A 23,349-nucleotide genomic window follows, 5' to 3' on the forward strand; every position below is an offset into this window, starting at 1 on the left:
TTGCGTGATTGGATAACAAGGTCATAACCATGCGGGCGATGTCGATCCGTGCGCAAATCCTTTTGCTGCTGCTGTTGCCAGTGGTCTTGTGCGCAGCGCTTATTGCCACGGCCCAGCGGATTCCCGTGCCAGCAATCGGCAGGGAATATGTGCTGCGGGCCGAACTTCCGCAGGCGGATGTTCCTGCGGCCCTCCCTCAAATCGCGGGCCGGGAGGGTCTTCCCCTGGTGGTCATCGACCCCGGCCACGGGGGGCACGATCCAGGCGCATCGGGCCAGGGTTACCGCGAAAAGACCGTGGTGCTCGGCCTTGCCCGGGCCTTGCGCGACGAGCTCGAGCGGGAAGGAACCGTTCGCGTGGCACTGACCCGCGACGACGATCGTTATCTCCTTCACGCCGAAAGGATCGATATCGCGCGCCGCCTCGACGCCGATCTGTTTCTGTCCATCCATGCCGACAGCGCGGGCGATGCGGCCGAAGTAACCGGAGCGAGCATTTATACCCTGTCCAATGCGGCATCCAGCGAAGCGGCGGCGCGGTTTGCCGCGCGCGAGAATGCATCCGACCGCCTGAACGGCATCGACCTGGGGGGGCAGAGCGACACCGTGAGCACTATCCTCGTGGAGCTGTCGCAACGGCGCACGCAGGAACAATCGGATGAGTTCGCGCGGCTGATCCGCCGTGAGGGGGAGGGCGCGATCCGCTTCCATCCCAGATCGCGCCACTCCGCAGCGCTCAAGGTGCTGCGCGCACCCGACGTGCCTTCGGTTCTGTTCGAGAGCGGTTTCATAACCAACGAGGCCGATGCCCAGCGGCTTGCATCCCCCGAAGGCCGGGCGCGTTTCGCCAAGGTGATGGCGCGCGCGATCCGCGCCTATTTCGCGCGACAGGAAGAAAGCTGACACCAGAACACTGTTCGTTCTGGCGATTTGCAGAAACGGCGTGCTAGAGGCTCCTCCAAGATCATGTCCGACGAACCTTCTCTGACCTATTACCGTTACCGCATCAGCCGCGATCCGAAGCGTCTGGTGGCGTGGTTCGTCGATAATTGGGCGCATAGTCGGAAACTGCGCGCCGCTAGCTATATCGGGGGCTTCGCGGTTGTCACGCTGGTGCTGGCCTGGGCCACGCTCGGCCGCAACCTGCCCGATGCCGAATCGCTGCTCGAATACGAAACTCCGCTACCCACCGTGGTACGCGGCATCGATGGCGAGATCGTCCATACCTATGCCCGCGAACGCCGGGTGCAGTTGCAATATGTGGATTTCCCGCAGCGCCTCATCGAGGCCTATCTTTCGGCCGAAGACAAGACCTTCTTCAGCCATGGCGGTGTCGATATAACCGGCACTGCCAATGCGGTGATCGATTACGCCACCAAATTCGGATCGGGCGAACGCGCGGTCGGCGGCTCGACCATTACCCAGCAGGTCGCCAAGAACCTGCTGCTGGGCGACGAATATTCGGTGACGCGCAAGCTGAAGGAAATGATCCTTGCCACGCGCATCGAAAGCGTGCTGACCAAGCAGGAGATCCTGGAGCTTTACCTCAACGAAATTCCGCTCGGTCGTCGCAGCTTCGGCGTACAGGCGGCCGCGCGCGCCTATTTCGACAAGGATGTCGGTGATCTCGACCTGCACGAGATGGCCTTCCTTGCGATTCTGCCCAAGGCCCCCGAACGCTATGGCCGCGAACGCTATCGCGACATGGCGATAGTGCGGCGCAATTTCGTGCTCGACCAGATGGTCGCCAATGATTTCATCAGCGCCGCGGAAGGCGCGGCGGCGAAGCAGTTGGACCTCGGGCTCGTCCGGCAGCGGAGCGTACGCTCCGCCGATGCGGGCTATTTTCTCGAAGAGGTACGCCGACAGCTCATCGAAAAATTTGGAGAAACCGCCGACGATGGTCGCAACAGCGTCTATTCGGGGGGGCTATGGGTACGTACCTCGCTCGACACCGGGCTGCAGGATGCGGCCCGCGATGCGCTGCGCGCGCAGCTCATCAGCTATCATGGCAACCGAGGTTTCACCGGCCCGATCGCCACGCTCAATCCGGACAATGGCAATCTGACAGCGCAGCTTGCGTCATCCAATATCTCGATAAACTACGAGGATTGGCGTATCGGTGTGGTGACAGCGCCCGGCCGTGTCGGTTTCACCGACGGCGAGGAACATACCTTGTCGGGAGGGCCGTCGACACTCAAGGCGGGCGATGTGGTCGCTGCCGTGAAATCGGGCAATGGCTACGCGATCCGCGGTGTTCCCGAGGTGTCGGGCGCTTTCCTGGCGGAAGCGCCGCAGACGGGGCGGATCCTTGCCATGCAGGGCGGATTCGATAGTCGCCTGGGCAGCTTCAACCGGGCCACACAGGCGCTGCGGCAGCCCGGTTCGACGATCAAGCCCTTCGTCTATGCCGCGGCGTTGGATCAGGGGATGACTCCGGCGACCCAGGTGCCCGACCAGACCTTCTGCGTCTGGCAAGGGGCAAATCTCGGCGAGAAATGCTTCCGCAACTTCGGTGGCGGTGGTGGCGGAGTGCATACCATGCGCTGGGGTCTGGAGCAGAGCCGCAATCTGATGACCGTTCACATCGCCGATGATGCCGGCATGAACAATGTTATCGAAACCATGGCCCGCCTCGGGATCGGCGAATACGAGCCTTACTATTCCTTTGCCTTGGGTGCCGGGGACACAACCGTTGCGCGCATGGTCAATGCCTATGCCGCGCTGGCCAATTGGGGTCGCCAGAACGAAGGATCGGTGATCGATTATGTCCAGGATCGCGATGGGAAAGTGATCTTCCGCACCGACACCCGCGATTGTTCGGGCTGCAATATGGAAGAGTGGGACGGTCAGCCGATGCCGCGCTTCGATGTCTCGGGCCGGCAGGTGATGGACCCGCGTACCGCGTTTCAGATGGTTCACATGCTACAGGGCGTGGTGACGCGGGGTACGGCGGTGCGCCTGCGCAGCCTCGATCTGCCGCTGTTCGGGAAGACCGGGACGACCAATGGCCCGACCAATGCCTGGTTCGTGGGCGGTTCGCCCGACATTATCGCGGGGATGTATGTCGGTTTCGACCAGCCGCGCAATCTGGGCGGATGGGTGCAGGGCGGCAATACCGCCGCAACCATCATGAAGCGGTTCGTCGAAGCGACGAAGGATCGCTGGACGGCAGAGGATTTCATCGCTCCGCCAGGCATTCGTATGGTCAAGATCGACCGCCGCACCGGCAAACGTGTATTCGATGGTACGCCCTCCGACGAACCGACCGCCGCGATCATCTGGGAAGCCTTCAAGCCGGACACGGAACCGCCGCGCTCTACCCGCTCGGACGCTATTGCGGCCAAACGCAACGAAATCCTCGAACTGATCCGGCGTGGCAGACAAGGTGCCACCAGCGCCGCCAATAGCGGCCGAGATGACGAGCCGAGCGACTTCGTCGAGGATCAGGGCGGAATTTACTGACGCGCGCGCCTGGCGGGCGCTGCACTTTACAATCCGCCCGCGCGCATTAGGGGCAGGATCAATCCCAAGCGAAGGAATTTTCTATGCGTGCCGAAGGGCAGGCCCACATCGAACGGATCGAAGCAGCGCTTTCGCTTGTGCGGCAGTCGCTCGACTGGGAACGCGCGCTGCGCCGCCTGGAAGAGCTCGATGCGCGTGTTCAGGATCCGACCTTGTGGGACGATCCCAAGCAGGCTCAGGCGATTACGCAAGAGCAGAAACGGCTCGAAACCGCGATCAACACTGTCCGCGAGATCGAAAGCGAGATGGCCGATGCCATCGAATTCGTCGAGATGGGCGAAGCCGAGGGCGACGCCGATATCGAGCGCGAGGGGTTAGATACGCTGGCCCGTCTCGCCGAGCGGGCCGACCGCGATAAGGTCCAGGCGCTGCTGTCTGGCGAAGCGGACAGCTACGACACCTATCTTCAGATCAATGCCGGTGCAGGCGGAACGGAGAGTCAGGATTGGGCCGAGATGCTGCTGCGCATGTATGCCCGGTGGGCGGAACGGCGCGGCTTCAAAGTCGAAACGGTGGAATATGCCGCCGGAGACCAGGCCGGCATCAAGAGCGCGACGCTGCTGATCAAGGGCGAAAACGCCTATGGCTATGCGAAGACCGAAAGCGGCGTGCACCGACTGGTGCGGATCAGCCCCTACGATAGCTCCGCGCGCCGCCACACCAGCTTCAGCTCGGTCTGGGTGTATCCAGTGATCGACGACGATATCGATATCGAAATCAATCCTTCCGATCTGAAAATCGATACATACCGCGCAAGCGGGGCGGGCGGACAGCACGTCAACACCACCGATTCCGCCGTGCGTATTACGCACCAGCCGACCGGCATCGTGGTCGCCAGCCAGAACGATCGCAGTCAGCATAAAAACCGCGCCACTGCCATGAACATGCTGAAGGCGCGTCTGTTCGAGCGCGAGATGGCTGAGCGCGAGGCCGCGGCTTCGGGTGAATATCAGGAAAAGAGCGAGATCGGGTGGGGCCACCAGATCCGCTCTTACGTCCTCCAGCCATACCAGATGGTGAAGGACCTGCGCACGGGTGTACAGTCGCCGACGCCCGATGACGTGCTCGATGGTGCGCTCGACCCTTTCATTTCGGCGGCGCTCGCACAGCGCGTAACGGGCGAGACCGTCGAGGTGGAGGACGAGGATTGAGGCGCTGGTTCGCCTTGATTTCCACCTTGGCACTGCTCGCGGCATGTAATGGCGAGGTAATCGGCGGTGACGAAACACCGCGCTTTCCGGAACCCGATCGCCCGGTTTCCAAGGTGGGTTCCAACCAGTTTTCAACCGAAGACCAGCGCGACAGCCGGGGCGAGGCGAAAACGGTTATGGATCTCGCGCAAATCGCCGAAGGCATGACGGTGGCCGATATCGGCGCGGGCAATGGATACTACACCGTGCGCCTCGCCGAGCGAGTGGGCGATACCGGGCGCGTGCTCGCGCAGGACATCGACAGCGAGGCGCTTAGTCGGCTCGGCCGCAGGATCGAACGGTATCGACTGGAAAATGTTTCGATTCGGCTCGGCGAATTGGCCGATCCCAAACTGCCGGCCAACAGCTTCGATCGCATCTTCATGGTCCATATGTATCACGAGATCGAGCAGCCTTACGAATTTCTCTGGCGAATGTGGCCGGCCTTGCGTGATGGAGGGCAGGTGGTGGTGGTCGATATCGACCGCCCGACCGACCGCCATGGGATCGATCCCCTTCTACTGAGCTGCGAATTCGAGGCGGCGGGGTACGAGCTGGTCGCCTTCAAGGATGCGCCCGAACTGGCCGGGTACTATGCACAGTTCAAGGCAGCCGCTACGAGGCCGGCACCTGGAGAGATTGAGCCCTGCCGCGGCGATCGTGCCGCGCTGGGCGAAGGGGCCGAGCGCCCTGCCAAAAGAGAGAAAGCGTAACACATGAGTTTCAAGGGTCTCGAGCCGATTACCTATGGCGGCAAGGAAGTCTGGCCGCTTGTCGAAGGCGGCAAGGGCGTTTCGGCCACCAACCATATGAGCTCGGGTGCCTGGGCGGCCGCAGGCGGGATCGGCACGGTCAGCGCGGTCAATGCCGACAGCTATGACGAGGACGGCAGCCCGATCCCGCAGGTCTATACGCAGGCCACCCGCAAGGAGCGGTTCGAACAGCTCGTGCGCTACGGAATCGATGGCGGCACCGAACAGGTCAAGCGCGCGCATGATATCGCGGGCGGCAAGGGCGCGATCAACATCAACGTGCTGTGGGAAATGGGTGGCGCGCAGCAGGTGCTGGAGGGCATCCTTGAAAACTGCCCCGGCCTCGTGACGGGGGTCACCTGCGGCGCGGGCATGCCCTATAAGCTCGCCGAAATCGCGGCGCGGCACAATGTTCATTACCTGCCGATCATCTCCTCCGCCCGCGCCTTTCGCGCGCTGTGGAAGCGCAGCTATTCGAAGGTGCCCGACCTGATGGCCGCCGTGGTCTATGAAGATCCCTGGCTGGCGGGCGGCCACAACGGTCTGTCCAACGCCGAGGATCCCACCAAGCCGGAAGATCCCTATCCGCGTGTGAAGGCGCTGCGCGAGACGATGCGCAAGGAAGGCGTTTCGGAGGAAACCGGCATCGTCATGGCCGGCGGTGTGTGGTTCCTGCGCGAATGGGAAAACTGGATCGACAATCCCGAGCTCGGCAAGGTGCTTTTCCAGTTCGGCACCCGCCCGCTGCTGACGCAGGAAAGCCCGATCCCGCAGGTCTGGAAGGATATGCTGCGCACGGTCGAACCGGGCGATGTCCTGCTGCACAAATTCAGCCCGACCGGGTTCTATTCGAGCGCGGTAAAAACGCCGTTCCTCTATGACCTGATGCACCGCAGCGAGCGTCAGATTCCGATCTTCAAGCGCGATGAGGAAGAAGGCACCATCCCGCTGATGGATCACGGCAAGGCGAAATACTATTTCGTCCACCCCGGCGATCAGCGCAAAGCGCAGGCCTGGATGCATGAAGGCTTTACCGAAGCGCTCAAGACCCCCGATAATACCGTGGTCTTCGTCACTCCCGAAAGCGCCGAGCAGATCCGCGCCGACCAGCAGGGCTGCATGGGCTGCCTGTCGCATTGCCAGTTCTCGAGCTGGAAGGATCACGACGATCACACCACCGGCCGCCTTGCCGACCCGCGCAGTTTCTGTATCCAGAAGACCCTTCAGGACATCGCCCATGGCGGCGACCCGGACGAAAATCTGGCTTTCGCCGGCCACGCGGCCTACCGCTTCAAGCAGGACCCGTTCTATTCGAACAACTTCACCCCGACGGTGAAGGAACTGGTCGAGCGCATCCTGACAGGCGACTGAGCATGGACATCGGCATCGCCAGCCTTGCCGATGCCGATGTGAGGGAACTTGTCACGCGCCACCAGCGGCTGATGTATCAGGCATCGCCGCCGGGGACTTCCTTCGCGCTCGATTTGTCCGGCTTGGACCGGACCGATGTCACCGTGTTCGAGGCGCGTGAGGGCGATTCGCTGATGGGAATCGGTGCGCTGATGGAGCTTTCTGCCGATGTCGGCGAGATCAAGTCGATGCGCACCGAAGGCAGCGCTCTGCGCAGAGGCGTAGGGCAGGCACTGCTCGATCGGATCGATGCGACTGCGAGGGAGCGCGGCTACTCGCGCCTTCTGCTAGAGACAGGGACCGGCGAGGCCTTCGAACCCGCCAATCGCCTTTATCTGCGTAACGGTTTCACGCGCTGCGGCGCGTTCGGCGATTACACCGAGACCGAATTCAATATCTTCTACGAAAAGGCTCTCTGAGCCTTAGCCGAGGCCGGAGAGTACCTGATCCGGCGGCCTGTGCCCGTCGGCCCACATCCGGATATTGGCGATAACCTTGAGGCCGCTCTCCTCGCGGCCCTCGCGCGTCGCGCTGCCGATGTGGGGCAGGGTCATCACGTTGGGATGGCGGATCAGGCGGCGGTCGACATTGGGTTCGTCGGGATAGACGTCGAGCCCCGCCCCGGCGAGCTTGCCGCTCTCCAGCGCCGCGATCAGCGCCTCCTGGTCGACAAGGTCGCCGCGCGCGGTGTTGATGAGGCTCGCGCCGTCCTTCATCAGGTCGATCCGCCGCGCATCGATCATATGGTGCGTATTTGGCCCTGCAGGACAATGAAGGGTGAGAATGTCGGCCGTTCCCATCAATTCGTCGAGGCTTTCGACCCAGCGGGCGTGGAACATGCGCTCCACCGCTTCGGGCAGGCGCTTGCGGTTGTGATAGGCGATTTCGAGCCCGAAGGCGCGTGCGCGGTGTGCCACCGCCTGGCCGATGCGCCCCATACCGACGATACCCAGCACCTTGCCCGCCAGCTTGGTGCCCAGCAGCGCAGTCGGCGTCCATCCGGTCCACCTCCCGCTGCGGATCAGTTCGACGCCCTCGCGCACGCGGCGCGGCACGCCGATGATCCCGGCCATGGTGAGATCGGCGGTATCGTCGGTGAACACGCCCGGCGTATTGGATACGATGATGTGCCGGTCGGCAGCGGCATTCAGATCGATGTGCTCGGTCCCGGCACCGAAATTGGCGATCAGACCGAGATTTTCACCCGCACTTGCAATCATCTCCGCATCGATCAGGTCGGTGACGGTAGGGACAAGCACGTCGCAATCCTGCATCGCCTCGATCAGCTGCTCGCGCTCGAGCGGCACATCCTCCGGGTTGAGGCGCACGTCGAATAGCTCGCCCATTCGGTCCTCGACATTTGGCATCAGGTGGCGTGTGACGAACACGCGCGGGGTGCGGTCGAGGCGTTTGGCGGGGCGGGTATCGGAACGTTCCATGCGGGAACGATCGCTAGGACGCGGGGAGGGGAGCGGTCAAGGATTCGGATGCGCGAAGAGCGTTGACTGTTCACGGTCTATAGTCGACTCAGATGACCATGTTTGCGCGCCTTTTCATACTTTTCCTTCTGTTTGTGGGCCTGGCTGGGCCGGGCCACGCACAGGATCGCGAAGTGCCCTATTGGGCGAGTATCCGGGCCAGCGTGCTCAACATGCGCGTGGGGCCGAGCGCCGATTACAAGATAGACTGGGTTTATCGCCGCCCCGGCCTGCCGGTAAAAGTCCTGCGCCTGATGGAAGGCTGGCGACTGATCGAAGACCCGGATGGCGCGCGGGGCTGGGTGGTTGCCCGGCTGCTGAGTCCGGAGCGCGCGGCGATCGTTACCGGCGAGGGCCTGGCGGATATGCGCGCGGATGGGAACGACGGCGCACCGCTCAAATGGCGAGTCGAGCCCGGCGTGGTCGGGGCATTGGGCGAGTGCGCCGATGAATGGTGCGAGTTTGCTGTCGGAAACCGCCAGGGCTTTGTTCGCGAATCGCGCCTGTGGGGTGCCGGCGAGCCGTAGCGCTGCTTTTACTGGCTATTCCGCCGCCGGAGCCGCCTCGGTAGCTGCTGGCGGGGCGGTGGCGACGGCGTCCGGATCGAGCTTGCGCACGGTCGACTGGACCGTGCCGTCCGCGTCTTGCATTTCGAAGGCTCCGTCTTCACCCGGTTCTCCGCCCGAATAGCATTCCTCGCTGGGTTCGCCTTCGGGATCGAAGCACATCCGGCCATTCTCGCCGATGCGCCATGCTCCGCCGCCGGTGCGCGCACCCTCGGGGGTGGTTTCGACATAAGTGCCATCGGCATTGATCGTCTGCAGGACAACGGTCCCATCGGCCATGGCAATTTCGTAAGTGCCCGAGATATCGCCCATAGCGGTACTGTCGAGCTCCGCTTCGACCGGTTTGATCGCTTCGTCCGTGTCCTCGGCGCCCCCGCAGGCGACCAGTGCCGCACTGGCCGCTGCGAGGAAAAATTTGGTCTTCATGGCAAACTCCCTGTCCCTGTAGCTGGCGCGTTCGGGCAGGGAGGCTGCCCGCCGCATCAAACGAGTTCGACCGCCACGGCGGTTGCCTCGCCGCCGCCAATGCACAGCGACGCAATACCACGTTTCTTCCCCTGGCTCTTGAGCGCGTTGAGCAGTGTCACGATGATACGCGTACCGCTGGCACCGATCGGGTGGCCGAGCGCGGTGCCGCCGCCGTTCACGTTGATCTTTTCATGCGGGATGCCGATATCGCGCATGGCGAACATCGCCACGCAGGCGAAGGCCTCGTTCACTTCCCACAGGTCGACCTCGTCGGCAGACCAACCCGCCTTGTCGAGCACTTTCTCGATCGCGCCGATCGGGGCAACGGTGAATTCCGAAGGCTCCTGTGCGTGGGCGGCCATGGCGACGATCTTGGCGACCGGTTCCTGCCCGTTGGTCTTCGCAACGCTCTCGCGCGTCAGCACAACCGCCGCTGCGCCGTCGGAGATCGAGGAGGAGGTCGCTGCGGTAATCGTACCGTCCTTGGCGAAGGCCGGGCGCAGCTGCGGGATCTTGTCGGGGCGGCCCTTACCGGGCTGTTCGTCGTGCTCGACCGTCACATCGCCCTTGCGGGTGGAGAAGGTGACCGGCACGACTTCACCATCGAAGGCGCCGCTTTCGATCGCGGCATTGGCGCGGCGGAGCGATTCGATCGAGTAATCGTCCATCTCCTCGCGCGTCATCTGATAGTCATTGGCGGTGTCCTGCGCGAAGGTGCCCATCGCGCGGCCTTCCTCATAGGCGTCTTCGAGCCCGTCGAGAAACATGTGGTCGTAGGTCGTGTCATGGCCCAGGCGCGCGCCCGAGCGGTGTTTCTTGAGCAGGTAAGGCGCGTTGGTCATGCTTTCCATGCCGCCCGCGACGACATAGTCGATCGTGCCGCTGGCCAGCGCTTCTGCGCCCATGATCACCGTCTGCATACCGCTGCCGCAGACCTTGTTGACTGTGGTCGCCTGCACCGACTTGGGCAGACCTGCCTTGATCGAGGCCTGGCGGGCAGGGGCCTGACCGAGACCTGCGGGCAGCACGCACCCCATATATGTGCGGTCGAACTTGTCGGGCGCGACGCCAGAACGCTCGACCGCCGCCTTGACTGCCGTTGCGCCGAGATCGGTTGCCGAGACATCGGCGAGCGCGCCCTGCATGCCGCCCATCGGAGTGCGGGCGTAGGACAAAATGACGACGGGATCGGATGCGCTGAACTGGGTCATGCTTGTGCTGGTCCTTGTGTTCTGGAATATCAGTTGCCGAAGGCGACCTATCTGGTTGCCCAATATCCTAGTGCTGCATTGCAGCAAGATCAAACGGAGAGAGCAATGGCGGACGAACGGAAAAGTGAAATGGAAGTCGTACTGCGCAAGCAGCGAGCCGCCCACCACCAGATGCGCCCCGAGCCGATGGCGCTGCGCAAGGACCGGATCGAGCGCGCAATCAAGCTGCTCACGGACCATGGTAAAGACCTGTGCAAGGTGATGGCCGCCGATTTCGGCAACCGCTCGCCGCACCAGTCGATGATTACCGACATTGCGGGCACCGTGAATTTCGGCAAATATTGCCTCAAGCACATGGACAAGTGGGCGCGCCCCGAGAAACGCCATGTCCAGTTCCCGCTCGGCCTGCTCGGCGCGAAGGCCGAGGTGCGCTACGAACCCAAGGGTGTCGTCGGGATTCTCAGCCCGTGGAACTTCCCGGTAAATCTTGCCTTTGGCCCGCTGATGCAGATTTTTGCTGCCGGCAATCGCGCAATGATCAAGCCGAGCGAATTCACCGAGAAAACCAGCCTGCTGACCAAGGAACTGGTGGAAGAGTATTTCACCCCCGATGAATGTGCGGTCTTCACCGGCGGCCCCGAAGTTGCGGCGGCTTTCAGCGAGCTGCCCTTCGATCACCTGATCTTTACCGGCTCGACCGCCACAGGTCGCAAGGTCATGGAAGCAGCGGCGAAGAACCTCGTGCCCGTCACGCTCGAACTCGGCGGCAAGTCGCCGGTCTTCATGGGCGAAAGCGCCGATTTCGCCAAGGCAGGCGAACGCGTTGCGCTGGGCAAGATGCTGAATGCGGGCCAGATCTGCCTCGCACCCGACTACCTCTACGTCCCCGAAAGCAAGCAGGACGAAGCGATTCACGGCGTGTGGCAGGGCACCGCCAATATGTATCCGACGCTGCTCGACAACGAAGACTATGCCAGCGTCGTGACCGATCGCCACTTCGACCGTCTGCAGGAACTGGTGGCCGATGCGCGCGACAAGGGCGCGGAAGTGATCGAGGTCAATCCGGGCAATGAGGATTTCTCCAACACCAATGCCCGCAAGATGCCGTTGACGATCCTCAAAAACGTTACCGAAGACATGAAGGCGATGCAGGAGGAGATCTTCGGTCCCGTCCTGCCGGTGAAGACCTACGGCCATATCGATGAGGCCATCGATTACGTGAACGAGCACGACCGTCCGCTGGGTCTGTACTATTTCGGCCAGGATGCCGGAGAGCGCGAGAAGGTTCTGACCAAGACCATCAGCGGCGGCGTGACCGTGAACGACGTTATCTTCCACGTCTCGATGGAAGACCTCCCGTTCGGCGGTGTCGGGTCATCGGGCATGGGTAGCTATCACGGAGTGGAGGGTTTTCGCGAATTCAGCCATGCGCGCAGCGTCTATACTCAGCCCAAGATTGACGTCGCCAAGCTGGGCGGGTTCAAGCCGCCCTATGGTCCGGCCACGGAAAAAGCCGTCAAGACGATGATGAGATAGCGATAATGGAGGCCCTTGTCTTCGGGCGGGGCCTCCAACTGGGGAGCATATCGGTTTGTGCAGGAATTGGGCCATCCGCACCCTTGCACCATACGGGCGAGCGGCCTAGAGGCGGGCGCGAACCAAGCCCGACGCCTAGGAATCATTCGTGGTCGACCTCGAACAATACCTGCCCATCCTGATCTTCCTGTTCATCGCCGTGGCTCTTTCGGCGCTTTTCGTGTTCCTGCCGATGGGCGTTTCGCGGCTCACGGGTGCACACAAACCCGATGCGGAAAAGCTCAGCGAGTATGAATGCGGCTTCCCGGCGTTCGAAGAGCCGCGCAGCCAATTCGATGTGAAATTCTATCTCGTCGCGATCAGCTTTCTGCTATTCGACCTGGAGGCATCCTTTCTCTTTCCATGGGCGGTGAGCCTCGAATATACCGGGTGGACGGGCTGGATCGCCATGATGATCTTCCTGGGCATCCTGGCTATCGGCCTGGCCTATGAATGGAAGATGGGCGCGCTGGACTGGGACTGACATGAGCACTTCTACCATCATCACCCCGCCTCAGAGCGTCCCCGCCGCGCAAGGCGGCGAGGTGCGCCAGCCCGATGCGGATTATTTCAACGCCCTACAGACCGAAGTGAACGACAAGGGGTTCCTCGTCGCGTCGACCGAGGATCTGTTCCAATGGGCGCGGACCGGATCGCTGTGGTGGATGACCTTCGGTCTTGCCTGTTGCGCGGTGGAGATGATCCACGTCAACATGCCGCGCTACGACATGGAGCGTTTCGGCGTCGCGCCGCGTGCGTCGCCGCGACAGTCGGATGTGATGATCGTCGCCGGCACGCTGTGCAACAAAATGGCTCCGGCGTTGCGCAAGGTTTACGACCAGATGTCGGAACCGAAATACGTTATTTCGATGGGTAGCTGCGCCAATGGCGGCGGCTATTACCATTACAGCTATTCCGTCGTGCGTGGCTGTGACCGCATCGTGCCGGTGGACATCTACGTTCCCGGTTGCCCTCCGACTGCCGAGGCGTTGCTCTACGGCGTGATGCAGCTGCAGCGGAAAATCCGCCGCGCGGGCACGATCGAAAGGTAAGTGGCGATGGCAGTGTTACATTCCGCGCCCCGGTTCACGCAGATCGACGGGCTCAAGGCTACGCTTACGCAGGCTCTCGGCGATCATCTCGTCGAGGCGGATGAAGAACATGGCGAGTTGCTGTTCACCGTGAAGCGCGACAGCATCGGGGATGCGCTACGCATCCTGCGTGACGATCACGATTATCAGCAGTTGATGGAAATCGCGGGGGTTGACTATCCCAGCCGCGCCGAGCGGTTCGAAGTGGTTTATATGTTGCTCTCGCTCACCAGCAATAGCCGCATCATGGTGAAGTGTTCGGCTTCCGAAGATACGCCCGTGCCGACCGTGACCACGCTGTGGCCCAATGCGGGCTGGCTCGAGCGCGAAGTGTTCGACCTCTATGGCGTGCTGTTCGCGGGCAATACCGATCTGCGTCGTATCCTGACCGATTACGGCTTCGAAGGGCATCCCTTCCGCAAGGATTTCCCGCTCACCGGCTATCACGAGTTGCGCTATTCGGAAGACGAGAAGCGCGTCGTCTACGAGCCGGTTGAGCTTGCCCAGGACCTGCGTCAGTTCGATTTCATGAGTCCGTGGGAAGGTGCCGATTACGTGCTGCCGGGCGACGAGAAAGCGGACACGCCACCGGTCGACGATCCCAAGACTACCGAAAGCCCAAAACAGACGGGCGCGGGGGCAAAGGCCGATGCCAAGGCTGCCGAAAAGGTCAGCGCGGACGCTCCGGCCGAGAAGGACGGCGGCAAGAGTCCTCCGGCGCCCGAGCCGACCGAAGACGAGCCGGCCCGTTCCGAGCGCAAGGGCAAAACGACAGACACTGCCGAGGCCACCGAGCCGAAGACAAAGGATGGGAAATGATGCATCGTCTTTTTCTTCCTCTTGCGGCTCTCGCTCTGGCGGCCTGTTCCTCCGAACCTGCCGAGCAGGAAAATGCCGACGCTTTTGCCGATCGAATTGGCCAGGGTGGCGAGGCAACCGAGCTCGCCGGGGCTGACCCGGATGCTCCAAACACTGCCGTTCCAGTGCCGCCCGCTGGCGCCGATCTTACAGCGCTTCAGAAGCTCGGCGACATTGGCGGCGTCGAACTTGGCCCGCGCGACGGCGGGTGCACGTTGATGGTCGGCAGTGAAGAAATGCTGATTGCCGCCGGTATGCGCGACAAGGCGCTTCCCGGTAAGGCTGTGGTTCGGCTTGGCGGAAGCCTGATCGTCGTCGATGCCGATATGGGGGGTCTCGACGCCATCAGGAACGGGACAACCTTCAACGGGGAAGGTTTCGCCATCACCGTGACCCCGGCAGCGGGCGAGCAGCAGAGCCGCCCCGCAAACGTCACGGTGCGCGATGCGGCAGGCAAAACCCAATCCTATAGCGGTAACTGGATCTGCGCATGAGCCACGCCATGCATCTTGAAGAGTCGCCGACGACCGGCGACGAGGTGATTACCAATTACACGATCAACTTCGGGCCTCAGCACCCTGCGGCGCACGGCGTGCTGCGCATGGTCATGGAGCTCGACGGCGAGATCATCGAGAGGATCGATCCGCATGTCGGCCTGCTGCATCGCGGCACCGAAAAGCTGATCGAGCACAAGACCTACCTGCAGGCGCTGCCGTATTTCGACCGGCTCGACTATTGCAGCCCGCTGGCGCAGGAATACAGCTACGTCCTCGCGATCGAGAAGCTGCTCAACGTCGAAGTGCCCGAGCGCGGGCAGTATCTGCGCGTGCTGTTTGCCGAGCTGACCCGTATCTGCAACCACATGCTGAACATCGGCGCACATGTGATGGATGTCGGCGCGATGACGCCGAACCTGTGGGTGTTCGAGCTGCGCGAAGACTGCATGAACTTCTTCGAGCGTGCCTCTGGCGCGCGCATGCACTCGGCATGGTTCCGCCCCGGCGGCGTCCACCAGGACGTGCCCGAGAAGCTGCTGGTCGATATCGGCAACTGGATCGACAACCGCCTTCCCGAGCTGTTCGGCGATGCAATGAGCCTCGTGCTCGACAACCGCATCTTCAAGCAGCGCAATGTCGATATCGCTGTCGTAAGCAAGGACGACGCCGTGGCCTGGGGTTTCTCCGGCCCGATGATCCGCGCTGCGGGCATCCCGTGGGACCTGCGCAAGTCGCAGCCCTACGATGTTTACGACCGGATGGAGTTCGACATCCCCGTCGGCACCAATTCGGACTGCTACGACCGCTTCGTCGTGCGCGTGAAGGAAGTTTACGAGAGCGCGAAGATCATCAAGCAGTGCCTGGCGCAGATGCCGAGTGGCCCGATTTGCTCCGATGACCGCAAGGTTTCGCCGCCTAAGCGCGCCGAGATGAAGCAGTCGATGGAAGCGCTGATCCACCACTTCAAGCTCTACACCGAGGGCTTCCACGTGCCTGCGGGCGAAGTCTATGTCGCGACCGAAAGCCCCAAGGGCGAATTCGGCGTCTATCTCGTCAGCGACGGCTCTAACAAACCCTATCGCTGCAAGATCCGTCCGACGGCCTTCAGCCACCTGCAAGCAATGGATTTCATGTCGAAAGGCCACATGCTGCCTGATGCCACCGCCATCCTTGGCGCCATCGATGTCGTGTTCGGGGAGTGTGATCGCTAATGGCCCGCGAACTGTTCATCTTCGTCGTTGCATTCGCTGCATTCGCTTCCGCTGTGGCGGCTTACCTCGCCGCCTTCCACGGCGAAGCGTCGCTCAAGGAAATTCTCTCGACGGCCTTCGCTGCCGTCATCGGTCTCTATGTGGGCCGCTATGTCGAACGCAGGTTGATCAATGGCTGACCGTTCCCCCGCACCCGATACCCCTGAGCTGCGCGAGCGCTGGGGCGCTTTCGAGTTCACCGAAAGCTACCGTGAGCGCGCGGACGCGGCGATTGCGCGCTATCCCGAAGGGCGCCAGCGCTCTGCCGTAATGCCGCTGCTCGACCTTGCCCAACGCCAGGTCGGCGAGGAAACCGATACGCAGGGCTGGCTGCCGCTGCCGGTAATCGAATATGTTGCCGACTATCTCGATATGCCGGTCATCCGCGTGCTCGAGGTCGCCAGCTTCTACTTCATGTACAATTTGAAGCCGGTGGGTAAGTACCACGTGCAGGTCTGCGGCACGACGCCCTGCATGCTGCGCGGTTCGGACGGTCTGTTCGAGACCTGCAAGAAGCGCGGCATGAAGAAGGGCCATGTCACGGAAGACGGCCTGTGGACGCTCACCGAAGTCGAATGCATGGGCAATTGCGCCACCGCACCAATGGTCCAGATCAACGACGACAATTACGAGGACCTCAGCCCTGAGCGCCTCGACGCGATTCTCGACGAGTTGGCCGCAGGCAAGCAGCCCAAGACCGGCACGCAGATCGAAGGCAAGCGCACCAGCGAACCCCAAGGCGGGCCGACCACGCTTAAGGAAATGGTCGACGCCAATCACGATTACCGGAAGGAATGGTGATGGGCATTGCCACCATCCTCATCGCGCTGATCGTCGGCTTCATTGCCTGGAAGCTGCTCGTCGGCCTCGTAAAATTCGGTGTGCTCGCAGTGATCGCGGTCGCCGCCATCTACTTCCTCTCGCAAGGGGGCGCATTCTGATGCTGGCTGACAAGGACCGCATCTTCACCAATCTCTATGGCTTCCAGGACTGGGGCCTGAAGGCGGCGCAGCAGCGCGGCGACTGGGACGATACCAAGTCGCTGATCGCGCGCGGGCATGACAATATCATCGAGGAAGTGAAGGCTTCGGGCCTTCGCGGTCGCGGGGGTGCGGGCTTCCCCACGGGGCTCAAATGGTCGTTCATGCCGAAGGAATCGAAGGACGGCCGTCCCAGCTTCCTCGTCATCAATGCCGACGAATCCGAACCCGGTTCGTGCAAGGACCGCGAGATCATCCGCCACGATCCGCACAAGCTGATCGAAGGCGCACTGGTCGCCGGTTACGCCATGCGGGCGAGGGCGGCCTATATCTACATCCGCGGCGAATATATCCGCGAGGCCGAGACGCTGCAGGCCGCTATCGACGAAGCCTATGACGCCGGTTTGATCGGCAAGAACGCTTCAAAGTCTGGCTACGATTTCGACGTCTTCCTGCATCGCGGCGCGGGCGCATACATCTGCGGTGAAGAGACTGCGATGATCGAGAGCCTCGAAGGCAAGAAGGGTCAGCCCCGCCTCAAGCCGCCATTCCCGGCCGGCGCGGGCCTCTATGGCTGCCCGACCACGGTCAACAACGTGGAATCGATCGCCGTCGTGCCGACCATCCTGCGTCGCGGGGCAAGCTGGTTCGCGAGCTTTGGGCGTGAGAACAACAAGGGCACCAAGCTCTTCCAGATCAGCGGCCATGTGAACAAGCCCTGCGTGGTCGAGGAAGCGCTTTCGATCCCGTTCAGCGAGCTGATCGAAAAGCATTGCGGCGGCATCGTGGGCGGCAAGGACAACCTCCTTGCCGTGATCCCCGGCGGTTCGTCGGTCCCGCTGGTCCCGGCCGAGCAGATCTGGGATGCGCCGATGGACTTCGACGGCCTCAAGGACCTCGGCTCGGGCCTCGGCACGGCGGGTGTCATCGTTATGGACAAGTCGACCGACATCGTCCGCGCAATCAGCCGCCTGTCCTATTTCTACAAGCACGAAAGCTGCGGCCAGTGCACCCCCTGCCGTGAAGGCACGGGCTGGATGTGGCGCATGATGGAACGCCTGCGCACCGGCGACGCAGCAATCGAGGAAATCGACATGCTGCAGCAGGTCACCAAGCAGGTCGAAGGCCACACCATCTGCGCGCTGGGCGATGCAGCCGCATGGCCGATCCAGGGCCTCATCCGCCACTTCCGCCCCGAGCTCGAACGCCGGATCAATGAGCACAACGCCAAGTTCGCGGAGGCAGCGGAATGAGGGTGTCCTGCTTGAAAGCGATCATCGTTGGTTCGATCTTCGTGGGCGTCCTCTGCGGGAGTCCAGGTCATGCCCAACTGAAGCCGCATACTCCTGCAGGCACTCGTATCGCTAGCAACCCCAAAGCGATCGATCCCGACCTTGCTCGGAAAATGAAAAAGGACTTCGCCCGCTGCATTTACGAGCGAGACGACGATGTCGTCGATCGTTTGCTAAACAGCAGCGACCCGAAGACCGTAAACTTCGAGCAACTTGGCTTTGATGAAGCCGATCTGGTCGAGAAACTTGGGATGTCCAAGTGCCTGTCCCGAGCAATGACCGACGATCAATTGAGAGCGATGATGTCGTTTCAAATGGATGGCCTGCGGCCATTGCTAGCCGAAGAAGCTTACCTGAGTGCGACACGTGAACCGCCGCAGCTTGGCCCGGACGACGATGAATTCCTTACCAACAGGGTTTTTGTAGAGTCCGGCAAAGTCGTTCAGGCTAGGCTATACGGAGCGCTTGCCGACTGTATCGTCTTCAATGCACCTGCCGATGCCGATCGTCTTTTGCGGACTACTCCCGCAAGCGATGATGAATTGGCAGCAGTGAACGCGCTTGTCCCGACGCTGGGCAGGTGCGTGACGCAGGGGCAGGAGATCGTTCTTACGCCCTTGAGCGTGAGGGCACTGGTTGCAGACGGCCTATGGTCGCGGGTGCGATTTGGTGCGGAACGTGTGATGGAGGCCGCGGAATAATGCCTAAAGTCACCGTAGACGGACAGGAAATCGAGGTTCCGGACGGCGCGACCGTTCTTCAGGCCTGCGAGCTGGCGGGCAAGGAAATCCCACGCTTTTGCTATCACGAGCGGCTGTCGATCGCCGGCAACTGCCGCATGTGCCTGGTCGAGGTGAAACCCGGGCCGCCCAAGCCGCAGGCAAGCTGTGCGCTCCCGGCTACCGAGGGCCAAGAAATCCGCACCGACAGCGAGATGGTGAAGACCGCGCGCGAAGGCGTGATGGAATTCCTCCTTATCAACCACCCCCTCGATTGCCCGATCTGCGACCAGGGCGGCGAATGCGACCTGCAGGACCAATCGGTCGCCTATGGCCGCGGGGCGACGCGCTATGAAGAAAACAAGCGCGCGGTTACCGAGAAATATATGGGGCCGCTGATCAAGACGGTCATGACGCGCTGCATCCATTGCACGCGTTGTGTCCGGTTCAGCGAGGAAATCGCGGGCGTGGACGAGATCGGCGCGGTCGGTCGCGGCGAGGATATGCAGATCACGACCTATCTGGAACAGGCCGCCGAACACGAGTTGAGCGCCAATGTGATCGACCTGTGTCCGGTCGGTGCACTCACCTCGCGCCCCTATGCTTTCGAGGCGCGGCCGTGGGAGCTCAAGAAGACGCTCAGCATCGACGTATCCGATGCCGTCGGCGCGAACATCCGTCTCGACAGCCGTGGCCGCGAAGTCATGCGCGCGCTTCCGCGTATCAATGACGACGTCAACGAGGAATGGCTGTCCGACAAGGGCCGTTACCAGGTCGATGGCCTGACCAAGCGCCGCCTCGACAAAGTGTTCATGCGCAAGAGGGGCGGCCTCCAGCCCGCGAGCTGGGACGAGGCTTTCAAGGCTATCGCCAAGGCGAAGCCGGGCAAGGACATTGCCGCCATCGCGGGCGACATGGTCGATTGCGAAACCATGTTCGCAGCCAAGGCGCTGCTGGAGGCTTGCGGATCGAGCCTGCTCGAAGGCCGCCAGACCGGCATGGATTACGATGTGTCGAATCTTGCCGCAGTGAATTTCAACTCGACCTTCGCGGGGATCGAGACCGCCGATGCGATCCTGATCGTCGGCAGCCACATTCGTTGGGAAGCCCCGCTGGTGAATGTCCGCCTCCGCAAGGCGGTGAAGCGCGGCGCCAAGGTTTTCGTCATCGGCCCGCGCTGGGAGACAACCTATCCAGCCGAATTCCTCGGCGAGGACCTGTCGGTCCTGTCCAAGCTCCCGAAGGAAGTCGCCGAGGCTTTCAAGGGTGCGGAACGTCCCGCTATCATCATGGGCGGTGCGGCTCTCGCCAAAGGCGCGCTCGGCGCGGGCCTTGCCTTCGCCGAGACTTACGGTCTCGCGAAGGATGGCTGGAACGGTTTCAACGTCATGCACTTCAGCGCCGCGCGCATGGGCGGGCTGATGCTCGGCTATGCGCAGAAGGGCGGGATGAAGGACATCGCGGCGGCGAAGCCCAAGGTGGTCATCAGCCTTGGCGCGGACGAGATGGATTTCGAACCCTTCGCCGACGCGCTCAAGGTCTATATCGGCCATCACGGCGATCGCGGTGCGCACGCGGCGGACATCATCCTGCCGGGCGCCAGCTTTGCCGAGAAGGACGGGACCTACGTCAACACCGAAGGGCGCGTGCAGTTTGCCGAGAAGGCCGTTTTCGCACCGGGTGACGCGCGCGAGGACTGGACGATCCTGCGTGCGCTGGCCGATGCGCTGGGCGTTAATGTCGGCTTCGATAGCTTCGCAGAGCTTCAGTCGGCGATGATCGCTGAAATCCCGGCGCTGGGCGAGGAAGGCCTCGCGAACTACGGGGCCTTGCCCAAGGCAGATGCTAAGGCCAAGGCAGAGGGCGTCATCAACGCCTATCCGATCAAGGACTTCTACCTCACCAATCCGATCGCCCGCGCCAGCGCGGTGATGCAGCAGTGCTCGAGCGAACTGCTCGGCAATGGCGAGCTCGCGGAGGCTGCGGAATGACCGAATTCTTCCAATCCCTCGGCATGAACTACGAATGGGCGTGGTTCACCGCGACGATCGCGGGCATCCTGCTGATCGCGCTGCCGCTGATGCTGGCGGTCGCGATGATAATCTATGTCGACCGCAAAGTCTGGGCGGCGATCAATTTGCGCCGCGGCCCGAATGTGGTCGGCCCCTTCGGCTTGCTGCAGAGCTTTGCCGACGGTCTGAAGGTGTTCCTGCAGGAAACCATCATTCCGAGCGCGGCGAACAAGGGTATCTTCCTGCTCGCACCGATCGTGACTTTCACGGTCGCGCTGCTCGCCTGGGCGGTGATCCCCTTCGATGCGGGCGTTGTGCTTGCCGATATCAACGTCGGCCTGCTCTACGTCCTCGCGATCAGTTCCCTCGGCGTTTACGGCGTGGTCATGAGCGGGTGGGCGAGTAACTCGAAATACCCGTTCTTTTCGGCCATGCGTGCCGCCGCGCAGATGATCAGCTATGAAGTCTCGATCGGCTTCATCCTCGTCTGCGTCGTGCTGTTCGCAGGCACGTTCAACCTGTCCGGCATTGTCGCCGCGCAGCAGCAGTTCGGCCTCGGCATCATCAATGCCTATGTCGTGCACCCGCTGATCTTCCCGATCTGGGTGATGTTCTTCATCTCCTGCCTTGCCGAAACGCAGCGCGTGCCCTTCGACCTGACCGAGGCGGAGAGCGAGCTCGTCGCGGGTTACCAGACCGAATACAGCTCGATGAGCTTCGCGCTCTTCTGGCTGGGCGAATACGCCAACATCCTGCTGATGTGCTCGCTCAACACGGTCCTGTTCTTCGGTGGCTGGCTCCCCCCGCTCGATATCGACCTCATTCCGTGGTTCGATGTGCCGGGGATCGTCTGGTTCCTGCTGAAGACCTTCTTCTTCTTCTTCATGTTCAGCTGGGTCATGGCCACCGTACCGCGCTATCGCTACGACCAGTTGATGCGTTTGGGCTGGAAGGTCTTCCTGCCGCTCAGCCTTGGCTTCGTCGTTGTCATTTCCGGATATCTCATGGCCACCGGCCACTATGGAGCCGCCGCATGAGCGTCGCGCATCTGATCAAGTCGTTCACCCTGTGGGAGTTCGTGAAGGCGCACGCCCTCACGCTGAAGTACTTCTTCAAGCCAAAGGTGACGATCAATTACCCGTTCGAGAAGAACCCGATCAGCCCGCGTTTCCGCGGTGAGCATGCGCTGCGCCGCTATCCCAACGGGGAAGAACGCTGCATCGCCTGCAAACTGTGCGAGGCCGTGTGCCCCGCGCAGGCGATCACGATCGAGAGCGAACCGCGCGAGGACGGCAGCCGCCGCACCACGCGCTACGATATCGACATGACCAAGTGCATCTACTGCGGCTTCTGCCAGGAAGCCTGCCCGGTCGATGCGATCGTCGAAGGACCGAACTTCGAATACGCGACCGAAACGCGCGAGGAACTGCTGTACGACAAGGCGAAATTGCTGGCCAACGGGGACAAGTGGGAGCGTGCGATCGCCGCGAACCTTGAAGCCGACGCGCCCTATCGCTAACCGCCGCGCCAACGAGAAACGGGGCCAATGATTCAGATTATCGCCTTCTACCTGTTCGCTGCACTGGTCATCGCCAGCGCCGTCATGGTGATCATGGCGCGCAACCCGGTGCATTCGGTGCTGTGGCTGATCCTCGCCTTCTTCAACGCCAGCGGCCTGATGGTGCTGGTGGGCGCGGAATTCATCGCAATGCTGTTGCTGATCGTCTATGTCGGCGCGGTTGCGGTGCTGTTTCTGTTCGTCGTGATGATGCTCGACATCGATTTCGCCGAACTGCGCGCCGGATTCATCGCGAATTTTCCGCTCGGCATCGCCATCGCGTTGATCCTGGCTGCCGAGCTGATTTTCGGCATCGGGGCTTACCAGGCGGGGCAACTCGACCTTGGGGTTGCGGATGGGCGTGCATCGCCGATGCTCGAAGCTTCGAACACGGCCAATATCGGGGCTTTGCTCTACAGCGACTATGTCTTCCTGTTCGAAGCTGCCGGTATCATCCTGCTCGTGGCCATGGTGGGGGCGATCGTTCTCACCCATCGCAAGCACCCCGGCGGCAGACGCGGTCACCAGGATATCGGCAAGCAGAATCGTCGCAATCCCGATGAAGCGACTGTCATGAGACAGCCCGAAGTGGGCAAGGGGGTAGAGCTGTGATCGGCATCGAACACTATATCGTCGTCAGCGCTCTGCTTTTCGTGCTGGGTGTGCTGGGCATCTTCCTGAACCGGAAGAACATCATCGTCATTCTGATGGCGATCGAACTCATACTGCTCAGTGTAAACCTGCAACTGGTGGCTTTCAGCGCCTTCCTTGGCGATCTGGTCGGGCAGGTGTTCGCCATGTTTGTCCTGACGGTCGCTGCGGCAGAGGCTGCTGTCGGGCTCGCCATTCTTGTCATCTATTTCCGTGGCCGCGGCACGATCGCGGTCGACGATGTCGACCGGCTGAAGGGGTAAGCCA

Annotated in this window: 26 protein-coding genes; 23 read left to right on the forward strand and 3 right to left on the reverse strand. The window is 62.0% G+C overall.

The window, feature by feature from the left end:
- Positions 1-29: 29 nt before the first annotated feature.
- The 6 genes from MUY37_RS07715 to MUY37_RS07740 all read left to right on the forward strand — a co-directional run bounded on the left by MUY37_RS07715 (position 30) and on the right by MUY37_RS07740 (position 7,295).
- On the forward strand, positions 30-902 hold the full coding sequence (locus tag MUY37_RS07715) for an N-acetylmuramoyl-L-alanine amidase family protein (protein ID WP_499194767.1): 873 nt from the start codon (positions 30-32) through the stop codon (positions 900-902).
- A 63-nt stretch (positions 903-965) separates the two neighbouring features.
- Positions 966-3,464, forward strand: coding sequence for a penicillin-binding protein 1A (locus MUY37_RS07720; protein WP_499194768.1), 2,499 nt, complete (start codon positions 966-968; stop codon positions 3,462-3,464).
- A gap of 83 nt (positions 3,465-3,547) precedes the next feature.
- Positions 3,548-4,675 carry a peptide chain release factor 2 gene (prfB, locus tag MUY37_RS07725; protein WP_499194769.1) on the forward strand — a complete coding sequence of 376 codons (1,128 nt, stop codon included), beginning with the start codon at positions 3,548-3,550 and terminating at the stop codon, positions 4,673-4,675.
- Positions 4,672-5,427: a class I SAM-dependent methyltransferase gene (locus tag MUY37_RS07730; protein WP_499194770.1), complete on the forward strand. Its 756-nt coding sequence runs from the start codon at positions 4,672-4,674 to the stop codon at positions 5,425-5,427. Before prfB ends, MUY37_RS07730 begins: the two co-directional genes overlap by 4 nt.
- Before the next feature lie 3 nt (positions 5,428-5,430).
- The gene (locus tag MUY37_RS07735; protein WP_499194771.1) at positions 5,431-6,837 is read left to right on the forward strand and encodes an NAD(P)H-dependent flavin oxidoreductase; all 1,407 of its coding nucleotides are present in this window, start codon (positions 5,431-5,433) and stop codon (positions 6,835-6,837) included.
- 2 nt (positions 6,838-6,839) lie between these two features.
- Positions 6,840-7,295 carry a GNAT family N-acetyltransferase gene (locus MUY37_RS07740; RefSeq protein WP_499194772.1) on the forward strand — a complete coding sequence of 152 codons (456 nt, stop codon included), beginning with the start codon at positions 6,840-6,842 and terminating at the stop codon, positions 7,293-7,295.
- A 3-nt stretch (positions 7,296-7,298) separates the two neighbouring features.
- Here the strand turns inward: MUY37_RS07740 and MUY37_RS07745 are convergent, their stop codons facing one another.
- The gene (locus tag MUY37_RS07745) at positions 7,299-8,315 is read right to left on the reverse strand and encodes a 2-hydroxyacid dehydrogenase (protein ID WP_499194773.1); all 1,017 of its coding nucleotides are present in this window, start codon (positions 8,313-8,315) and stop codon (positions 7,299-7,301) included.
- A gap of 92 nt (positions 8,316-8,407) precedes the next feature.
- On the opposite strand from MUY37_RS07745, the gene MUY37_RS07750 reads away from it, so the two are divergent.
- Positions 8,408-8,881 carry an SH3 domain-containing protein gene (locus tag MUY37_RS07750; protein ID WP_499194774.1) on the forward strand — a complete coding sequence of 158 codons (474 nt, stop codon included), beginning with the start codon at positions 8,408-8,410 and terminating at the stop codon, positions 8,879-8,881.
- 15 nt (positions 8,882-8,896) lie between these two features.
- Here the strand turns inward: MUY37_RS07750 and MUY37_RS07755 are convergent, their stop codons facing one another.
- Positions 8,897-9,346, reverse strand: coding sequence for a hypothetical protein (locus MUY37_RS07755; RefSeq protein ID WP_499194775.1), 450 nt, complete (start codon positions 9,344-9,346; stop codon positions 8,897-8,899).
- Between the two features lie 56 nt (positions 9,347-9,402).
- Complete coding sequence (locus MUY37_RS07760; protein ID WP_499194776.1) at positions 9,403-10,599, reverse strand: thiolase family protein; 1,197 nt, start codon at positions 10,597-10,599, stop codon at positions 9,403-9,405.
- Between the two features lie 105 nt (positions 10,600-10,704).
- Between MUY37_RS07760 and MUY37_RS07765 the strand changes: the two genes are divergently transcribed.
- From MUY37_RS07765 to nuoK, 16 genes are all read left to right on the forward strand, one after another.
- Positions 10,705-12,135, forward strand: coding sequence for a coniferyl aldehyde dehydrogenase (locus tag MUY37_RS07765; protein ID WP_499194777.1), 1,431 nt, complete (start codon positions 10,705-10,707; stop codon positions 12,133-12,135).
- 148 nt (positions 12,136-12,283) lie between these two features.
- On the forward strand, positions 12,284-12,658 hold the full coding sequence (gene ndhC / locus MUY37_RS07770; protein WP_499194778.1) for an NADH-quinone oxidoreductase subunit A: 375 nt from the start codon (positions 12,284-12,286) through the stop codon (positions 12,656-12,658).
- A gap of 1 nt (position 12,659) precedes the next feature.
- A complete protein-coding gene (locus MUY37_RS07775) occupies positions 12,660-13,226 on the forward strand; it encodes a NuoB/complex I 20 kDa subunit family protein (protein ID WP_499194779.1) in 567 nt (188 codons plus the stop codon).
- 6 nt (positions 13,227-13,232) lie between these two features.
- Complete coding sequence (locus MUY37_RS07780) at positions 13,233-14,084, forward strand: NADH-quinone oxidoreductase subunit C (protein WP_499194780.1); 852 nt, start codon at positions 13,233-13,235, stop codon at positions 14,082-14,084.
- On the forward strand, positions 14,081-14,617 hold the full coding sequence (locus MUY37_RS07785) for a hypothetical protein (protein ID WP_499194781.1): 537 nt from the start codon (positions 14,081-14,083) through the stop codon (positions 14,615-14,617). Before MUY37_RS07780 ends, MUY37_RS07785 begins: the two co-directional genes overlap by 4 nt.
- A complete protein-coding gene (locus MUY37_RS07790; protein ID WP_499194782.1) occupies positions 14,614-15,831 on the forward strand; it encodes an NADH-quinone oxidoreductase subunit D in 1,218 nt (405 codons plus the stop codon). The genes MUY37_RS07785 and MUY37_RS07790 overlap by 4 nt, the downstream gene beginning before the upstream one ends.
- Positions 15,831-16,010, forward strand: a complete 180-nt coding sequence (locus MUY37_RS07795; protein ID WP_499194783.1) for a hypothetical protein — start codon at positions 15,831-15,833, stop codon at positions 16,008-16,010. Before MUY37_RS07790 ends, MUY37_RS07795 begins: the two co-directional genes overlap by 1 nt.
- Positions 16,003-16,671: a complex I 24 kDa subunit family protein gene (locus MUY37_RS07800; protein ID WP_499194784.1), complete on the forward strand. Its 669-nt coding sequence runs from the start codon at positions 16,003-16,005 to the stop codon at positions 16,669-16,671. The genes MUY37_RS07795 and MUY37_RS07800 overlap by 8 nt, the downstream gene beginning before the upstream one ends.
- Positions 16,671-16,811 (forward strand): hypothetical protein, encoded by a 141-nt coding sequence (locus MUY37_RS07805; protein ID WP_499194785.1) that lies wholly within the window; start codon positions 16,671-16,673, stop codon positions 16,809-16,811. Before MUY37_RS07800 ends, MUY37_RS07805 begins: the two co-directional genes overlap by 1 nt.
- Entirely contained in the window at positions 16,811-18,103 is a 1,293-nt protein-coding gene (gene nuoF / locus MUY37_RS07810) for an NADH-quinone oxidoreductase subunit NuoF (protein ID WP_499194786.1), read from the forward strand. Before MUY37_RS07805 ends, nuoF begins: the two co-directional genes overlap by 1 nt.
- A gap of 11 nt (positions 18,104-18,114) precedes the next feature.
- A complete protein-coding gene (locus MUY37_RS07815; RefSeq protein ID WP_499194787.1) occupies positions 18,115-18,843 on the forward strand; it encodes a hypothetical protein in 729 nt (242 codons plus the stop codon).
- Complete coding sequence (nuoG, locus tag MUY37_RS07820; RefSeq protein WP_499194788.1) at positions 18,843-20,852, forward strand: NADH-quinone oxidoreductase subunit NuoG; 2,010 nt, start codon at positions 18,843-18,845, stop codon at positions 20,850-20,852. The genes MUY37_RS07815 and nuoG overlap by 1 nt, the downstream gene beginning before the upstream one ends.
- Positions 20,849-21,910: an NADH-quinone oxidoreductase subunit NuoH gene (gene nuoH / locus MUY37_RS07825; RefSeq protein ID WP_499194789.1), complete on the forward strand. Its 1,062-nt coding sequence runs from the start codon at positions 20,849-20,851 to the stop codon at positions 21,908-21,910. Before nuoG ends, nuoH begins: the two co-directional genes overlap by 4 nt.
- Complete coding sequence (nuoI, locus tag MUY37_RS07830; protein WP_115416842.1) at positions 21,907-22,392, forward strand: NADH-quinone oxidoreductase subunit NuoI; 486 nt, start codon at positions 21,907-21,909, stop codon at positions 22,390-22,392. The genes nuoH and nuoI overlap by 4 nt, the downstream gene beginning before the upstream one ends.
- A gap of 27 nt (positions 22,393-22,419) precedes the next feature.
- Positions 22,420-23,043 carry an NADH-quinone oxidoreductase subunit J gene (locus MUY37_RS07835; protein WP_499194790.1) on the forward strand — a complete coding sequence of 208 codons (624 nt, stop codon included), beginning with the start codon at positions 22,420-22,422 and terminating at the stop codon, positions 23,041-23,043.
- Positions 23,040-23,345, forward strand: a complete 306-nt coding sequence (gene nuoK, locus MUY37_RS07840; protein ID WP_115416840.1) for an NADH-quinone oxidoreductase subunit NuoK — start codon at positions 23,040-23,042, stop codon at positions 23,343-23,345. The genes MUY37_RS07835 and nuoK overlap by 4 nt, the downstream gene beginning before the upstream one ends.
- Positions 23,346-23,349 lie beyond the last annotated feature (4 nt).

The sequence above is a fragment of the Qipengyuania sp. ABI-127-1 genome, assembly GCA_022953095.1.
Taxonomy (GTDB): Bacteria; Pseudomonadota; Alphaproteobacteria; order Sphingomonadales; family Sphingomonadaceae; genus Qipengyuania.

Bases quoted from the DNA above. Each gene is read 5' to 3' on its own strand.
- MUY37_RS07715 (WP_499194767.1), top strand. From the start codon at position 30: ATGCGGGCGATGTCGATCCGTGCGCAAATCCTTTTGCTGCTGCTGTTG.
- MUY37_RS07720 (WP_499194768.1), top strand. From the start codon at position 966: ATGTCCGACGAACCTTCTCTGACCTATTACCGTTACCGCATCAGCCGC.
- prfB (WP_499194769.1), top strand. From the start codon at position 3,548: ATGCGTGCCGAAGGGCAGGCCCACATCGAACGGATCGAAGCAGCGCTT.
- MUY37_RS07735 (WP_499194771.1), top strand. From the start codon at position 5,431: ATGAGTTTCAAGGGTCTCGAGCCGATTACCTATGGCGGCAAGGAAGTC.
- MUY37_RS07740 (WP_499194772.1), top strand. From the start codon at position 6,840: ATGGACATCGGCATCGCCAGCCTTGCCGATGCCGATGTGAGGGAACTT.
- MUY37_RS07745 (WP_499194773.1), bottom strand. From the start codon at position 8,315: ATGGAACGTTCCGATACCCGCCCCGCCAAACGCCTCGACCGCACCCCG.
- MUY37_RS07750 (WP_499194774.1), top strand. From the start codon at position 8,408: ATGACCATGTTTGCGCGCCTTTTCATACTTTTCCTTCTGTTTGTGGGC.
- MUY37_RS07755 (WP_499194775.1), bottom strand. From the start codon at position 9,346: ATGAAGACCAAATTTTTCCTCGCAGCGGCCAGTGCGGCACTGGTCGCC.
- MUY37_RS07760 (WP_499194776.1), bottom strand. From the start codon at position 10,599: ATGACCCAGTTCAGCGCATCCGATCCCGTCGTCATTTTGTCCTACGCC.
- MUY37_RS07765 (WP_499194777.1), top strand. From the start codon at position 10,705: ATGGCGGACGAACGGAAAAGTGAAATGGAAGTCGTACTGCGCAAGCAG.
- MUY37_RS07775 (WP_499194779.1), top strand. From the start codon at position 12,660: ATGAGCACTTCTACCATCATCACCCCGCCTCAGAGCGTCCCCGCCGCG.
- MUY37_RS07780 (WP_499194780.1), top strand. From the start codon at position 13,233: ATGGCAGTGTTACATTCCGCGCCCCGGTTCACGCAGATCGACGGGCTC.
- MUY37_RS07785 (WP_499194781.1), top strand. From the start codon at position 14,081: ATGATGCATCGTCTTTTTCTTCCTCTTGCGGCTCTCGCTCTGGCGGCC.
- MUY37_RS07790 (WP_499194782.1), top strand. From the start codon at position 14,614: ATGAGCCACGCCATGCATCTTGAAGAGTCGCCGACGACCGGCGACGAG.
- MUY37_RS07795 (WP_499194783.1), top strand. From the start codon at position 15,831: ATGGCCCGCGAACTGTTCATCTTCGTCGTTGCATTCGCTGCATTCGCT.
- MUY37_RS07800 (WP_499194784.1), top strand. From the start codon at position 16,003: ATGGCTGACCGTTCCCCCGCACCCGATACCCCTGAGCTGCGCGAGCGC.
- MUY37_RS07805 (WP_499194785.1), top strand. From the start codon at position 16,671: ATGGGCATTGCCACCATCCTCATCGCGCTGATCGTCGGCTTCATTGCC.
- nuoF (WP_499194786.1), top strand. From the start codon at position 16,811: ATGCTGGCTGACAAGGACCGCATCTTCACCAATCTCTATGGCTTCCAG.
- nuoG (WP_499194788.1), top strand. From the start codon at position 18,843: ATGCCTAAAGTCACCGTAGACGGACAGGAAATCGAGGTTCCGGACGGC.
- nuoH (WP_499194789.1), top strand. From the start codon at position 20,849: ATGACCGAATTCTTCCAATCCCTCGGCATGAACTACGAATGGGCGTGG.
- nuoI (WP_115416842.1), top strand. From the start codon at position 21,907: ATGAGCGTCGCGCATCTGATCAAGTCGTTCACCCTGTGGGAGTTCGTG.
- MUY37_RS07835 (WP_499194790.1), top strand. From the start codon at position 22,420: ATGATTCAGATTATCGCCTTCTACCTGTTCGCTGCACTGGTCATCGCC.